Here is a 16070-nt window from a genome sequence, read left to right on the forward strand (position 1 = left end):
GTTTGCCTTTTATTGTTTACTTTTGTAGTAATTTCTTATAAATAAAATCGTTAATAAAACACTTTGAGCACATTAATTGCAGCCGAAAGCCTTGGTCATGCCTATCATGACGAATGGTTATTCAAGAACCTAACTTTAGGAATACAAACAGGTCAGCGTGTTGCGCTTGTAGGGATTAATGGTGCCGGCAAAAGCACCTTATTAAAATTACTTGCGGAACGTTTTTCTCCTTTGGAAGGAAAAATTGTAAAAAACAAATCTACCAAGATTGGCTTCCTGGATCAGGAACCCTCCTTCCCTGACGGATATTCTATAAGCGATTTCATCTTTTCTTTAGAGAATAAACAACAGCAACTTATTAAGGAATATGAGGAACTGATAGAAGACCCGAACCCAGACGAGAAGACTTTGAACAGGCTTTACGAAGAGCTGAGCGAGCACAATGCCTGGGAATATGAGCATGAGATCAAGACGATCTTGAGCAGAATGGGTATCACCCGACTGCAGCAAAAAATCGACACCTTATCTGGGGGACAGAAGAAACGTTTGGCCCTGGCCAAGCTTTTGATTGAAGACCCGGAGATTTATGTTTTGGATGAGCCGACCAATCACTTGGATATTGACACCATTGAGTGGTTAGAAAAATTACTCACTTCTGACAATAAGACCATTTTACTGGTTACGCATGACAGGTATTTCCTGGATAATGTTTGCAACACCATAGTAGAATTGGATAGGGGTAAGATTTATAATTACAATGGTAATTACGCCTATTTTCTTGAAAAAAAATCGGAAAGGGAAGCGTCAGATGAAAGTACATTCCATAAAAACAAGAACCTCTTGAAAAAGGAGCTGGAATGGATGAGGCGTATGCCACAAGCGAGGGGGACTAAATCTCAAGCTAGAATAGATGCATTTTATGATTTAGACAATAAAACTAAACAAAGAACTGACAATCAAAGCATTACACTTAAAGTTAAGATGGCTAGACAAGGGAACAAAATCCTTGAACTGGATCACATCGGTCAGTCTTTTGACGATAAGGCGATTATCAATGATTTTAGTTATACTTTCAAAAGGGCCGATAGAATCGGTCTTGCCGGAAAGAATGGTACAGGAAAATCAACGCTTTTAAATATAATGACCAGTTTACTAATACCTGAAAAGGGAAAGGTAAGTACTGGAGAGACGACTGTTTATGGTTACTATAAACAAGGAGGCTTATCATTTAACGAGAAAGAGCGCGTAATAGATATCGTTAAATCAGACGCAGAATACATCAAGATGGCAGATGGCTCGACTATCTCTGCGTCGCAATTATTAACGTTATTCTTATTCCCGCCAAAGAAGCAACACGGAATGGTAGAAAAGCTAAGTGGCGGAGAGAAAAAGAGATTGCATTTAATGAAAGTATTAATGCAAAATCCAAATTTCCTGATCTTGGATGAGCCGACCAACGATCTTGATATTGATACTTTGAACGTGTTAGAAGAGTTCTTAGAAAACTTTCCAGGTGTATTGATATTGGTTTCTCATGATAGGTACTTGCTAGACAAAATGAGCGAACAATTGTTCATTATGGAAGGCAATGGCGAAGTGACCATATACAATGGAAACTATTCTGAGTACAGATTGAGCTTGAGCAGCCCTAAAGAAGTTCCTGTTGCAAAGGCCGTAAAACAAGAAGTTATAGAAAAACCTGCTGGAAAGAAGTTGAGCTATAAGGAGCAAAAAGAATTGGAAGACTCTGAAAAGAAGATTCAACTTCTGGAAGAAGAAGTGGCTGGGCTTACCAAATCAATTGATGAAATTGATACTGCCGATTACAAAAAACTGAAAGAACTGAGTGATCTGATTGAAAAGAAGAATGCCGAACTGGATGCTTTTACCAGCAGATGGGTTGAACTTTCAGAAATATAAATTGATTAACATCTATGTTTCACGTGAAACGTTACCGAATGGGTTTCACGTGAAACATACTAGAATATAGGATATGTTTAAAGAATACGATGTGATAGTTGTAGGTGCTGGTCATGCAGGTTGTGAGGCTGCTGCTGCGGCCGCTAATCTTGGCTCCTCGGTGCTTCTGGTAACAATGAACATGGAGACTATTGCCCAAATGAGCTGTAATCCTGCCATGGGAGGTGTAGCAAAGGGACAAATCATCAGAGAAATTGATGCGATGGGTGGATACTCAGGAATCATCGCCGACAAAACAACCCTACAATTCAGAATGCTTAACCTTTCTAAAGGTCCCGCAATGTGGAGTCCTAGAAGTCAGAACGACAGAAAGAGATTTGCTGAAGAATGGAGATTAGCGCTAGAGCGTACGCCTAACGTAGACTTTTGGCAAGACATGGTAAGCAGCCTTATCATAGAAAATGGCGCGGTTAAAGGGGTTAAAACATCCATTGGCGTAGAGATTAAAGCGAAGAGTGTTGTCTTAACCAATGGCACCTTTCTAAATGGTCTAATACACATCGGAGAAAAAAAATTTGGTGGTGGCCGAACAGGAGAAAAAGCTGCAACAGGAATAACTGAGCAATTGACCAGCTATGGCTTTGAAGCGGGCAGAATGAAAACAGGCACTCCACCAAGAGTGGATGGTCGTTCTTTAAATTACTCTTTGATGGAAGAGCAATGGGGAGATGAAAACCCAGGAAGGTTCTCTTACACTAACGTTGACCTTCCTAAACAACAACGCTGCTGCTGGATTACCTATACCAATGCGAATGTACACGAAACTTTAAAGGAAGGTTTTGAAAAATCCCCTATGTTTACGGGCAGAATAAAAGGCTTAGGGCCGAGGTACTGCCCCTCTATAGAAGATAAAATTAATCGCTTTGCGGAAAGAGAAAGACATCAAATATTTGTTGAACCAGAGGGATGGGATACCTGTGAGATCTATGTAAATGGTTTCTCAACCTCTCTACCCGAGGATGTTCAATATAAAGCACTCGTACAAATACCTGGATTTGAAAATGCCAAAATGTTTAGGCCTGGTTATGCCATAGAGTATGACTACTTTCCACCTACACAACTATCGCTTACATTAGAAACTAAATTAGTACAAAACCTCTATTTTGCAGGTCAAATTAACGGAACTACAGGTTATGAGGAAGCGGCCAGTCAAGGATTCATTGCAGGAATTAATGCCCACCAAAAGGTTTGGAATAAAGAAGAACTGATCATGAAAAGATCAGAGTCCTATATTGGCGTATTAATTGACGATCTTGTTACCAAAGGAACTGAAGAACCGTATCGGATGTTTACATCACGAGCAGAACATCGTTTACTATTAAGACAAGACAATGCTGATATTCGCCTCTCTCCTATTGGTCATAAACTAGGTTTGATTAATGACGAGCGCTTAGCGATAGTAAAAGCTAAAGTTGCCAACTCTGATGCCATCGTAGACTTTACCAGAAAGCAAGGAATAGAAATGACTTCAGCAAATTCGCTTCTAGCAGAGCTTGGCACAAGCGAGCTGAGTCAAAACGTTAAAATAATTAGCTTGTTGACCAGGCCTCAGGTTGGCATTAATGACATTAGGAAAGTTAGCAATCCGTTAAATGAGATACTTAATGATTTTGACAAAGAAACAATAGAACAAGCTGAAATAAAAATTAAGTACGAAAGCTATTTTGAGAAAGAACAAGAGATTGTAAACAAAATGCAAAAGATGGAAGACAAGGATATCAATCCAGAATTCGATTATTCCAAATTAGGGTCGCTATCCAAAGAAGCTCGTGAGAAACTTTTGAAGATAAAACCAAGAACACTGGGTCAAGCATCAAGAATCTCAGGAGTATCACCATCAGATATTTCAGTTTTAATGGTACATATTGCAAAATAATACTTAAAGTACTGACAAAGAACAACTTATAAAATAATTCAAAGCAAAAACAACTCGCTTGTTTTAAGCGCGTTTAAGCCGCTATAATTATTATTTGATTAGTTATATTTAAACCACATAAAAACCTAACAGGGCTCATTTAAATGCGAAAAAACAACATCTATAGCTTAAAGCTAACATTTGCATCAATAATTGGCATTTGTCTTTTTATATATGGCTGCGCTAGCATACAACAACCACAGGGAGGGCCAAGAGACATCACGCCACCGGTGGCGTTAAAAATGAGCCCAAAAAACCTAACTACCAATTTTGCTCAAAAGAAAATTATAATTGAGTTTGATGAGTACTTTAAAATTGCAAACGAAGTCAAAGAATTCTCAATATCTCCAGAGTTGAATATTGCTCCTACTTTAAAAGTAAAGCAAAAGCATTTGGAGATAACTTTTACAGATACGCTGGAAAAAAACACTACTTACACTTTGAACTTTGGGAAAGCTATTGTTGACATCAATGAGAACAATGCGATTAAAAACTTCACTTATGTTTTTGCAACAGGCCCGGAACTTGATTCACTAAGCATAGGCGGCAGAGTAACCAATTCTAAAACCGGAAAGCCCGAACTTGATGCTATAGCATTTATTTTACCACTTAACAGGGATACCTTATTTGGAAAGGGTAAGCCCCCCATCTACACCAGAACTGATAGCAACGGAAATTTCAAGCTCAGCAATCTTAGGAAAGATACCTATAGAATTTACGCACTGAAAGAAACCAACGGTGATAAAATATATCAACAGCCTACTGATGAAATCGGATTTATCAAAGATTCCCTCGTTTTGACTAAAAATGTGGATAGTATGAATATGAAATTATTTAAAGAAGATGCAACAGTTTTCAGGATACTTGACAGAAAATTAGACAAAGATGGCAGCATCAACTTTACCTTTAACCAGAAGCTAAAGAAGCCAGAAGTAATTGTATTGGAGCCAACAGATCTTGATGTTTCTAAAAAATATAAGTTCAGTAAACATAACGATTCACTTAAATTATGGCTGACCGGTTTGGGGTTCGATTCTGTCAAAATAAGTATTAAGGACCAGAACAAGCTGCTGCAGACAACCACACTTACCAGGGGAAAAAAAGAAACATATACCAGGGTGCTTACTGCCGCAGGGAACCTGGAGGGATCAATATTAAATCCAAATAGGGCATTGAGACTAACCTTTAATTTTCCGGTAGACCAAATTGACACAACAAAAATTACGTTGCTGGAAGACTCTGTGCCCATGACTAACTTTAGTATAACAAAAGACAGCATAGACTTCTTAACATACTATCTAAGATATCCCTGGAAGACAAAGAAATCTTATGACATTAAGTATGGTGCGGGAGCATTCACCGGTATATTCAGTGTTAAGAACAAGGAATTTAATCAGTCTTTTAAGTTAGGAAGCAGGGAAGATTATGGATCACTTATTACGAAGATTACCGTACCAGAAAACAATAAGAGCTATATTCTAGAGGTGTTGAATGAAACGAACGTTCCAGTAAATACCCTGGTTGTCAGGCAAGACACAACTGTTACGTTCAAAAACTATAAATCTGGTAAATACTTTCTAAGGATTACATACGATACGAACAAAAACGGAATTTGGGATACAGGTAACGTTTTGCTGAAATTACAACCAGAAAGGGTATGGAACGAGCCTAAAGAAATGTCCATCAGGCCAAATTGGGAACGCAATGAAACCATTGTTATTCCAAAAGAGCAATAACAATGCCTGTAGCTTATCTAAACCAGTCTGAATACATAATATAATTGTCGGGCAACTTGTTTAACAATTCGCGTTGCGCATCACTAATGGCTTTAACTTTCCTTGCGGGAGTCCCTGCATATATAAATCCGCTTTCGCAATGTGTATTTTCTAATACGACAGCTCCTGCAGCAATGATTACATATTCTTCTACCACTGCATTATCCATCACAATTGCACCCATTCCTACCAGAACATGATCTTCAAGAATACAGCCATGTACGATGGCATTGTGCCCTACAGATACCCAATTGCCAATAGTCGTTCCTGCCTTTAAGTAAGTGGCGTGTATAACTGCACCATCCTGGATATTGGTGTCGTTACCAATACGAATAAAATTTACATCACCGCGAATGACTGCATTAAACCATACCGAACAATTCTTGCCTAAAGTAACATCACCGACAATAGTGGCATTTGGCGCAATAAAATTATTCTCGCCTATAACAGGATGAACTCCTTTAACTGGTAATAGTATAGCCATAACTTAAAAAACGGTATCTGTTAGGTGGTCCATGTGACTGGGATAATCTGTCGTAAAATGCAAGCCCCTACTTTCCTTTCTTGCCATAGCGGACTTTATTACGATAAAGGCTACTTGGATCACATTGCGAAGTTCGCACAATTTAACGGAGACCTTGTTCTCTTTATAAAAATCCTCCGTTTCCTGGTGCAAGAGAAATAACCTTCGCATGGCACGCTCCAAACGAAAGTCAGACCGTACTATTCCAACATAATCGCTCATCAATTTTTGAGTTTCCCTTAAATTATGAGTCACCAAAATATCTTCATTTGACTGTGTTACGCCATGGGCGTTCCACTCAGGAATATGATCAGGAATCACATTATTTCTAAAAGTAGCAACGGCGTCAAGGAATATTCTATGTGCAAAAACAGGCGCTTCTAATAAAGAATTAGAAGCCAATCTATTTGCACCATGCAAACCAGTTGAAGAACATTCCCCACATGCATACAAATTATTGATAGAAGACCTGCCATTCTCATCTACCAAAATACCACCACACATGTAATGCGCAGCGGGCGTTACAGGAATGAGGTCTTTAGTCATGTCTATTCCAATAGATAAGCACTTTGCATATATATTAGGGAAATGATTCAAAATATCAGCCTTGCTCCTGTTTCTTATATCAAGATAAACAAAATCTTCTCCCGACTTTTTCATTTCAGAATCTATTGCCCGGGCAACAATATCACGAGGAGCCAAAGAGCCTCTCTTATCATATTCATACATGAACTCCTCCCCATTTTTTCTTCTGAGCACACCACCAAATCCCCTCACCGCTTCAGAAATAAGAAAGGATGGATATTCTCCCGGGTTATACAAAGCAGTTGGATGGAACTGAATAAATTCCATATTCCTCAATTTGCCTTTCGCACGATATACCATTGCCATTCCATCACCTGTAGCAATAACTGGGTTTGTGGTACTCGAATAGATGTGACCTGCACCACCAGAGGCAAGGATAGTCACATTGGCCAAAATCTTTTCCACATCGTTAAGCTCTGTATTAAAGGCATATATACCATAACATTCAATATCTGTAGTACTCTTATCAACATGTTTACCAAGGTGATGCTGTGTGATCAACTCCAAACAAAAGTAATGTGTTAATATCTCTATGTTCACATTCTGATGAATCTGCTTTAGCAGCACACTCTCAATCTCGTAACCGGTAACGTCTTTATAATGTAAAACACGATGTTCAGAATGACCCCCTTCCTTCGCTAAATCATATACACCAGTTTGGTTTTTATCAAAGTTAATTCCGTAATCAATGATCTCCTGTATGCGCTGTGGTCCCTCTTTAACAACTATTTCTACTATATGTTCATTACATAAACCATCGCCAGCAATTAGTGTATCTTCAATATGCTTTTCAAAAGAATCATCTTTATCAACTACAACAGCAACCCCACCCTGAGCGTATTTCGTATTAGATTCATCCTCATTAGACTTTGTAACTATCAGAACTTTACCGTGCTTAGCTGCTTTGAGTGCGAAGCTTAATCCAGCTATACCGGACCCTATCACTAAAAAATCGACTTTTCTCATTAAATATTACAGTTATAAGTACTTTGTTAACAACTCCACAATAAGTGTTAACTTAATGTCTAAACAAATAGAGCAAGTATTGTTGAATGTTTAAAGCTACTCTAAAATGATAATCTGACACAATTATTTAAGTTATTTTTAAGCAACTTTGTGGACTTTATTAACTTTTTGCACAGCTGTTAAGAATGAACATATCCCTATTGATAAGTTTTTGTATCAAATAACATTACGTTGTAAATCAGCTAAAATTCAAAAAAGAATAACACTTTAATTGTTGGTAAGTTTAGAGTAAGTCAAATTATACCATTAAAATCCATTACTTACAAACAATACCAACACACTAATAAACAATAGAAATCTATTTATATTAAATAATTATTATTTATTGATCTGTTGAAAGAACTTACCTTTACAAATGCCAAACAGAACTTAAAAGCAAAATAAAGAGAGATGGAAATGGACACATTAAAAGAATTAAGCAGGAAAGGATTTATTGATGAAAAAATTGATCCGACCCTTGATCTGTTTGATGAGATTGAAAAACTAAAAAAGCAAAAGAATGCAATTATACTTGCACATTACTATCAAGAACCTGATATACAAGATATTGCAGATTATATTGGAGATAGTTTAGGACTTTCTCAAGAAGCAGCAAAAACAGAAGCAGAGGTAATAGTTTTTGCAGGCGTTCACTTCATGGCCGAAACAGCTAAGATTTTATCACCAAATAAAAAGGTTTTACTGCCGGATGTAAAGGCAGGCTGTTCTTTAGCCGATAGCTGTCCCCCTCATTTGTTCAGGAAATTTAAAGAAAAGTACCCTGACCATGTGGTGATTACTTATGTAAACTGTACTGCGGAATTGAAAGCGTTGAGTGATATTGTTTGCACTTCTACAAACGCAGTTCAGATTGTAGAGAGTTTGCCAAAAGATACAAAAATCATTTTTGGTCCAGATAAGAATCTGGGCGCCTGGGTGGCAAAGAAGACTGGTCGCGATCTTGTTTTATGGAATGGTGCCTGCATGGTACATGAGATATTTTCCAGAGAGAAGATTACCAAATTGAAAGAGCGCCATCCAAATGCTAAGTTTATTGCCCATCCGGAATGTGAAGAAGCAGTTTTGAGCATGGCAGATTATATTGGCTCCACCACAGGTTTATTGAAATATACCACGAATAGCGAGGCTAAGGAATTTATTGTAGCAACTGAGAGTGGTATAATCCATCAAATGGAGAAAGCCAATCCGGATAAGACATTTATACCTGCCCCACCTAACAATAATTGTGCTTGTAATGATTGCCCATACATGAAAAGAAATACACTTGAAAAGCTTTATTTATGTCTTAAAAATGGTACGCCGGAAGTTACAGTACCTGCACATATTATTGAAGCAGCAAGAAAACCAATAGAAAGAATGCTGGAGATATCAGCAAAATTAGGATTATAATGTTTGAAAATAAAGAAACTACGGATATAGCAGAATTGGGTGAATTTGGTTTGATCAAACACCTGACTACTAATTTTAAAATTAGACACGATAGCAGTATAAAAGGAATAGGGGATGATGCAGCTGTATTGAGTTTTGAGGACAAGCAGGTACTAATTTCAACAGATCTTTTACTGGAAGGGATACATTTTGATCTATCCTACGTACCGCTCATGCATTTGGGTTACAAAGCAGTACAAGTCAATCTAAGCGATATTTATGCAATGAATGGTGTTGCTACTCAGATTACTGTTAGCATAGGCTTATCGAGCAAGTTTCCGCTAGAGGCTGTAGAAGAAATTTATAAAGGAATAGAACTGGCCTGCAATAAATTTAATATTGATTTGATTGGTGGTGATACCTCTACCAGTAAACAAGGACTGGTTATTAGTGTAACCAGCATTGGTTTTGCAGAAAAGAAAGACGTTACTTATAGAAATGGTGCTGGAGAAGGTGATCTATTGTGCGTTTCAGGTGATTTGGGTGGTGCTTATGTAGGCTTACAAATATTAGAAAGAGAGAAGTTGGTATATCTGGAAAATCCAAATATCCAGCCCGACCTTGAAGGAAAAGACTATATCATTGAAAGACAGTTGAAACCTGAAGGAAGACGTGATATTGTTGATCTTTTAGCGCAAATGGATATTAAGCCAACCTCAATGATTGATGTGTCTGATGGGTTAGCCTCAGAAATACTACATATCTGTGAGCAGTCTGATAAAGGTTGTAATCTTTATGAAGAGAAGATTCCTATAGATCCGGTGACTTATGATACAGCTAGAGAACTAGGGTTGGATCCAACCATTTGCGCGCTAAGTGGTGGCGAAGATTATGAGTTGCTTTTTACCATTAAACAGAGTGATTATAGCAAGTTGAAAAATGATGTGGATATCACTATTATTGGACACATTACAGATAAAAATTCAGGATGTAAAATGATATCTAAATCCAATGTAGTACATGATATTAAAGCCCAGGGTTGGAAGGCATTTTAGTCTAAAAATTTGGTGTCAATTTGCTTGGTAGCTTTGGCACCTAATTTTTTAATCTTTTCTGAAGTACTAGCTAGGTTACCAGAGCCTTTACTTAATTTTTTAATGGCTTTATCATAAGCATCCTGACTAAGTCTTATATTTTTACCTATACCTTCCATATCGACTAAAAAGCCGACAAACTTGTCATACATACTTCCGCTTAAACGGGCAATTTCCAATACATTCCTATTTTGCCTTTCCTGTTTCCATATGCTGGAAATTGTTCTCAGCGTAGCTAAAAGCGTTGACGGACTTACAATAACGACTTTCCTATCCCATGCATAGTTAAAAAGTTCTGCATCTTGTTGAACGGCTATACCAAAAGAAGATTCAATTGGAATGAAAAGCAATACAAAATCTGGTGAATTGATCTGATACAGATCGTGATAATTTTTGTTGGATAAACCTTGTATGTGTGTCTTAATAGAAAGGATGTGCTGTTTTAGGTGATTATCCCTTTGATCATCAGTTTCTGCAGAAAGCATACGTTCGTAGGCAATAAGTGAAACTTTTGCATCAATAATTACATGCTTATCATCAGGTAAGTCTAAGATAACATCAGGTTGAAGCCGGTTTCCATCTGGGTGATAGAGACTGGTTTGAATCCTGTATTCCCGATCACGCACCAGGCCTGAACGTTCCAGTATCCTTTCTAAAATAATTTCACCCCAGTTGCCTTGCTTTTTATTGTCGCCTTTTAGTGCCCTTGTTAAATTTCCTGCCTCTTCACTAATCAATTTACTTTGATCCATCAATTGGCTGATTACGCCTTTAAGAATATTTCGTTCGTCTGATTCTGACTTGTATACCTTCTCTACCTTTTCTTCAAAAGCTCTAATGTTTTCCTTTAACGGACTTAGTATACTATCAAGATTAGTCCTGTTTGTTTCTGTAAACTTTGCAGATTTTTCGTCTAATATCTTATTGGCTATATGTTCAAACTCCAATTTAAATCGGTATTGGAGGTCATTTATATATTTTTCTTGTTGAGTCTGCTTTTCGGACTGGGATAAAAGTTGCTGCTCAGCCTTAATCACTTTATCCCGTTCGTTCATATAGTTCAAACGAAGTTCCATAACCTCTTCCTGAAGAACCTTTTTTTCTTTATTTACTGAATTTAGTAATCTATAAAAAAATAAGAATACTAAAATTGTGATCAATACACCTATAACAGTAATTTCCATGCTAATATTTTTAACAAAAAACGACAATAAAAAACTAATTGTCAACAGGTAATAGTATAGCCTTTCCAAAGATTTTTCTTTATGTTGAGAAAAGGGAACACTTTTTGATTTACTCCATCTGAAAAACATACACTTACGATAATGGGAATTTATTTGCTGTTAATAATTCCAGTTCTGATTTTAAGCATGTTTGTGCAATGGCGATTTAGAAGTAAATTTTCAAAGTATGCAGAAATGCAATTAAACTCAGGATTTTCAGGAAAAGAAGTTGCAGAAAAAATGTTGCATGATTACGGCATATTCGACGTTAAGGTGATGAGTACAGAAGGCCAGTTGTCTGATCATTATAACCCGGAAGAGAAAACGATTAATTTAAGTACTGACGTTTATTATGGACGAAGTGTTGCGGCAGCAGCAGTTGCTGCACATGAGTGTGGCCATGCCGTGCAACAGACTAAATCTTATAGCTGGTTGAATTTACGGACAAATATGGTACCCTTGGTAAGCCTTACCTCTAACCTATTACAATGGGTATTGATTATAGGCTTGTTAATTATTGCCTTTACTTTTAATCCGTTTGTTTTGACTATTGGAGTTGCGGGACTAGCATTGATTACTTTGTTCAGTGTGATTACCCTTCCTGTAGAATTTGACGCAAGCAGAAGGGCATTAATATGGCTAAAGAATAATAGCGTAGTTTTATATACTGCAGAAGAACATGAGCAAGCTAAGGACGCATTATGGTGGGCTGCTATGACTTATGTTATTTCGACATTAGGAGCAATGACCAACCTGATATACTACCTATCTATATTGTTTGGAAAGAACAAAAACTAGTTTAAACGATATGGAACAATCAGTTCAAATTCAGGAATATTAACAGTAAAAGTATCATTATCTGCCAGTCGTTGCATCAAATAATTACCACTCATGGTTCCCATTTCGGTAGATAGCTGACAACCTGATACGTAAGAATGGGTTTCTCCAGGATTTAGTATTGGCTGTAAACCAACTACCCCCTCTCCTTCTACTTCGCGCTGTGCGCCACTAGAATCAAAGATAAACCATTGTCTTCTTTTGAGCTGTATAGCATAATCTGTTAAATTTTCAATTGTTATGCGATAGGCAAACATAAAATAATCGTTTGCCGGATTGGATTGATCTTCCTGATAACTTGTTTCCACGGAAATCTTTACTCCTTGAGTTATAGCTGTAACCATAGTTCTTGATATTTGTCTGCTATTTCGTCCAATATACTATGAATTATTTCAATATTTTCTTCTTTTACCAGTTTCATCCGGTAGTTTTTAAAATCAGGTATTCCTTTAAAATAATTGGCGTAATGACGTCTCATTTCAAATATTCCAACCCTTGGACCCTTCCAGTCAATTGATCTTTCAAAGTGTGTTCGGCAAACAGATACGCGCTCTTCAATTGTTGGGCCCGGCAACAGCTCACCTGTTTTAAAGAAGTGTTTAATTTCTCTGAATATCCATGGGTAGCCTATTGCTGCCCTACCAATCATGATTCCGTCTACTTCAAACTCCAATCGCCAATCGGCTGCTTTCTGTATACTGGTTACATCACCATTTCCAAAAATAGGGATTTTAACTCTTGGATTACGCTTTATCTGCCTGATCAATGACCAATCTGCCTCTCCTTTATAAAGTTGTGCCCTTGTTCTGCCATGTATGGTGAGCGCTTGAATCCCGATATCCTGAAGTCTTTCTGCAACCTCTTCTACATTTTTTGTTGTATCATCCCAGCCAAGTCTGGTTTTTACTGTGACAGGAAGATGTGTTGCTTTAACTACAGCTTCGGTCATTTTAACCATTTTATCGACGTCTTGCAACAAAGCAGACCCCGCACCGCGGCAAGCCACTTGTTTTACAGGGCAGCCGTAATTGATGTCCATCAAATCAGGACCAGCGGCTGTTGCTATTTCTGTAGCTTCGCGCATATGATCAATCTCACTACCAAAAATCTGAATACCTATCGGGCGTTCATATTCAAAAATATCAAGTTTAGCCCTACTCTTAGCGGCATCTCTAATTAGCCCTTCAGATGAAATAAATTCAGTATACATCATATCTACCCCGTTTTGCTTACAAACAAAACGGAATGGCGGGTCGCTTACATCTTCCATAGGAGCAAGCAACAAAGGGAACTCACCAAGATCAATATTTCCTATCTTTACAGACATTTCTCTATCTTCAAACCAAATTTCAAGGTACAAAGGTACAAACTTTAAAAATAATGAATTCCATACAAAAGTCAAGACAAGAAAATAGTCCTTATTTGCAGTTACTAATGCTGGTAGCTTATGCTATATTGGGGATGGTAATATGCATTATATTGGCTTTTGGGGTTCTTTTTGCGATTTACGGAATGGAGCTGTTTAGAAATCCATTGATATTAACAGGTGGAGATATCAAGTACAGACCCGCATTACAAATATTGTTATTTGCACAATCGGCAGGACTATTTTTAATTCCCCCCTTTCTGCTTTCGCTAACGGAGGGACAGAAATTGAGTGTATTTTACAATATAAAACAACCAGGCGTAAAGCTAGGAGGTCTTGTTTTATTGATCATGTTAGTAAGCATGCCGGTAATGGAGTGGACTGCATTAATAAACCAGCAAATGAGTTTACCCGGCTATTTAAGCGGACTGGAGAACTGGATGAAACAAAGTGAGGAATCATTGAAGCAAACCACCCTACTCCTGCTTAAAATGGACAGTTTAAAAGATTTCCTGATCAATATATTTTTAGTGGCGTTTGTAGCTGCAATTTCGGAAGAATTTATGTTTAGGGGCGCCGTTCAACGCACGTTAATTAGGATGTTTAATAATACTCACATTGCAATTTGGGTTTCAGCGTTTATTTTCAGTGCTATACATTTGCAGTTCTATGGCTTTCTGCCTAGATTTTTACTGGGAGCAGGTTTCGGTTACTTGTATGTTTGGAGCGGAAGTTTATGGTGCAGCATTCTGGCGCACTTTTTAAACAATGCGATTGCGGTTTGCCAGGCCTATTACATGCAAAAACATAATATGCCGTTAGATGAGGTGGACAACACCGCACATTTCCATTGGTATGGTTACCTGATTAGTTTTATGATAACGATTGCACTATTTCAACTATTTAAGAATCAGAGTAAGCCTACCGTAAAACAACCTACTACTACCCTTTTATAATACAAATAAGCTTAAATAAAACGAGATGAAAACACGCGCCATAACCGCATTCTTTTTTACGATAGTCATGCTTGGCTCCATCTTTTTGGGGAGTTATACCTATTCTGTTTTTTATCTCATTTTAAGTTTGGCCACCCTTTATGAGTTTTTTACCCTGATAAAGACTGCTGGCATCAGACCACACAGAAATATAGCAATTGCAGCAGCAGCACTTATATTTCTAGTGACGGCAGGATTCCATTATTTAAAATTGGAAAGTAAGTATCTTCTATTACTCGTTCCCTTAATATTTTCAGTATTTATTAGCGAATTGTATAAGAAAGAGAAAATTCCTTTTGCTAATATATCCTACACTTTTGTAGGGTTTATTTATGTAACAGCACCATTCTGTTTCTTTTATTCTTTGGGGTTCATGGTAAACGAGACTTATAATTTTCACCTTCCATTGTCTTTCTTACTCATGTTATGGGCTAATGATACGGGCGCTTATTTATTTGGATCAAAGTGGGGTAAAACCAGGCTATTTGAGCGCCATTCTCCAAAGAAATCCTGGGAAGGCTTTTTTGGCGGCATGCTCACCAGCGTACTTGTGTCGTATATCCTCTCCTATTTCTTTAAGGATATGGGGTCGCTGCTATGGGCTGGAATGGCTATCTTGATTGCTTCTTTCGGCACACTTGGCGACTTGGTTGAATCTATGTTGAAGCGTAGTCTGAATGCTAAAGACTCCGGAAATATATTGCCTGGACATGGGGGTTTTCTGGATCGTTTTGATGGCTTACTACTAGCCGCTCCAGTGGTATACGCTTATATCTACCTCATATTAAATTAATTCTTTAAGAAGCAGGATTTATCACAAATTAGCTGTTGCAGATGTGTTTTACAATCGTTTTAGATTGTATAACGCTATGCTACTTTTACCGTAAGGCGATTTCCTTTATATTGAAGCCCGTCTACAAGTTCAATGGCCTTTTCTGCCTCAGATTTACTCTCCATTTCCAGAAAAGCATAACCTTTGCACTTTTTTGTGACTCGATCACGTACTACTTTTATTGTGCTAACGGAAGCGTAAGCGCTTATAAAGCCAACTAGCTCAAGTTCAGAGATTTCGGAGCTTAATCCTCCGACGAAAATTTTAGTCATTTGGTGGTGGGCAGATTAGAGCCTGCTTTAGTAACGGTTGTTGTTTGGAAATATTGTCTTAGTGATGATTTCTATCGTAATGGTTTTAAAAGGTATTCAAGACCATTTAGTTTGATCTCATAGAGGGTAGCAATCATTTCGCCCAGTTTCCCCGGCGGGAATCCTTCCTGATGAAACCACACCAGGTATGGTTCAGGGAGATCGCACATGATACGCCCCTTATATTTGCCAAAAGGCATTTTTATAGTTACCAGGTCTTTTAAAATTTGTGGATTCATC

At 37.7% G+C, this 16070-nt stretch carries 15 protein-coding genes; 8 read left to right on the top strand and 7 right to left on the bottom strand.

The genetic code is table 11. The features are described from left to right. Window positions 1–63 precede the first annotated feature (63 nt). The 3 genes from ACVWYN_RS01795 (at window position 64) to ACVWYN_RS01805 (ending at window position 5631) form a co-directional block, all read left to right on the top strand. On the top strand, window positions 64–1920 hold the full coding sequence (locus ACVWYN_RS01795) for an ABC-F family ATP-binding cassette domain-containing protein (RefSeq protein ID WP_457287104.1): 1857 nt from the start codon (window positions 64–66) through the stop codon (window positions 1918–1920). Window positions 1921–1993: 73 nt separating this feature from the next. Further along, window positions 1994–3856, top strand: coding sequence for a tRNA uridine-5-carboxymethylaminomethyl(34) synthesis enzyme MnmG (gene mnmG, locus ACVWYN_RS01800; protein ID WP_457287105.1), 1863 nt, complete (start codon window positions 1994–1996; stop codon window positions 3854–3856). A 143-nt stretch (window positions 3857–3999) separates the two neighbouring features. Further along, entirely contained in the window at window positions 4000–5631 is a 1632-nt protein-coding gene (locus tag ACVWYN_RS01805) for an Ig-like domain-containing protein (RefSeq protein ID WP_457287106.1), read from the top strand. Window positions 5632–5644: 13 nt separating this feature from the next. Here the strand turns inward: ACVWYN_RS01805 and ACVWYN_RS01810 are convergent, their stop codons facing one another. Continuing rightward, window positions 5645–6154, bottom strand: a complete 510-nt coding sequence (locus ACVWYN_RS01810) for a gamma carbonic anhydrase family protein (protein ID WP_457287107.1) — start codon at window positions 6152–6154, stop codon at window positions 5645–5647. 3 nt (window positions 6155–6157) lie between these two features. Beyond that, the gene (gene nadB, locus ACVWYN_RS01815) at window positions 6158–7744 is read right to left on the bottom strand and encodes an L-aspartate oxidase (protein WP_457287108.1); all 1587 of its coding nucleotides are present in this window, start codon (window positions 7742–7744) and stop codon (window positions 6158–6160) included. Between the two features lie 450 nt (window positions 7745–8194). Between nadB and nadA the strand changes: the two genes are divergently transcribed. Together nadA and thiL are read left to right on the top strand one after the other, a co-directional pair. Next, window positions 8195–9193, top strand: coding sequence for a quinolinate synthase NadA (nadA, locus tag ACVWYN_RS01820; protein ID WP_457287109.1), 999 nt, complete (start codon window positions 8195–8197; stop codon window positions 9191–9193). After that, complete coding sequence (gene thiL / locus ACVWYN_RS01825; protein WP_457287110.1) at window positions 9193–10227, top strand: thiamine-phosphate kinase; 1035 nt, start codon at window positions 9193–9195, stop codon at window positions 10225–10227. The genes nadA and thiL overlap by 1 nt, the downstream gene beginning before the upstream one ends. Here the strand turns inward: thiL and ACVWYN_RS01830 are convergent. Beyond that, window positions 10224–11450: a DNA recombination protein RmuC gene (locus ACVWYN_RS01830; protein ID WP_457287111.1), complete on the bottom strand. Its 1227-nt coding sequence runs from the start codon at window positions 11448–11450 to the stop codon at window positions 10224–10226. The genes thiL and ACVWYN_RS01830 overlap by 4 nt on opposite strands. Window positions 11451–11591: 141 nt before the next feature. On the opposite strand from ACVWYN_RS01830, the gene ACVWYN_RS01835 reads away from it, so the two are divergent. Next, window positions 11592–12287, top strand: coding sequence for a zinc metallopeptidase (locus ACVWYN_RS01835; protein ID WP_457287112.1), 696 nt, complete (start codon window positions 11592–11594; stop codon window positions 12285–12287). Here ACVWYN_RS01835 and apaG read toward each other — a convergent pair. After that, on the bottom strand, window positions 12284–12670 hold the full coding sequence (apaG, locus tag ACVWYN_RS01840; RefSeq protein ID WP_457287113.1) for a Co2+/Mg2+ efflux protein ApaG: 387 nt from the start codon (window positions 12668–12670) through the stop codon (window positions 12284–12286). The genes ACVWYN_RS01835 and apaG overlap by 4 nt on opposite strands. After that, complete coding sequence (gene dusB, locus ACVWYN_RS01845) at window positions 12655–13653, bottom strand: tRNA dihydrouridine synthase DusB (RefSeq protein ID WP_457287652.1); 999 nt, start codon at window positions 13651–13653, stop codon at window positions 12655–12657. The genes apaG and dusB overlap by 16 nt, the downstream gene beginning before the upstream one ends. Before the next feature lie 53 nt (window positions 13654–13706). Here dusB and ACVWYN_RS01850 point away from each other — a divergent pair, with 53 nt between their 5' ends. Beyond that, complete coding sequence (locus ACVWYN_RS01850) at window positions 13707–14648, top strand: CPBP family intramembrane glutamic endopeptidase (RefSeq protein WP_457287114.1); 942 nt, start codon at window positions 13707–13709, stop codon at window positions 14646–14648. A 25-nt stretch (window positions 14649–14673) separates the two neighbouring features. After that, window positions 14674–15480, top strand: a complete 807-nt coding sequence (locus ACVWYN_RS01855) for a phosphatidate cytidylyltransferase (RefSeq protein WP_457287115.1) — start codon at window positions 14674–14676, stop codon at window positions 15478–15480. A gap of 74 nt (window positions 15481–15554) precedes the next feature. Here the strand turns inward: ACVWYN_RS01855 and ACVWYN_RS01860 are convergent, their stop codons facing one another. After that, complete coding sequence (locus ACVWYN_RS01860) at window positions 15555–15791, bottom strand: RNA recognition motif domain-containing protein (RefSeq protein WP_457287116.1); 237 nt, start codon at window positions 15789–15791, stop codon at window positions 15555–15557. Window positions 15792–15862: 71 nt separating this feature from the next. Further along, window positions 15863–16069, bottom strand: coding sequence for a DUF3820 family protein (locus ACVWYN_RS01865; protein WP_457287117.1), 207 nt, complete (start codon window positions 16067–16069; stop codon window positions 15863–15865). Window position 16070 lies beyond the last annotated feature (1 nt).

The sequence above is a fragment of the Pedobacter sp. UYP24 genome (genome assembly GCF_054057295.1).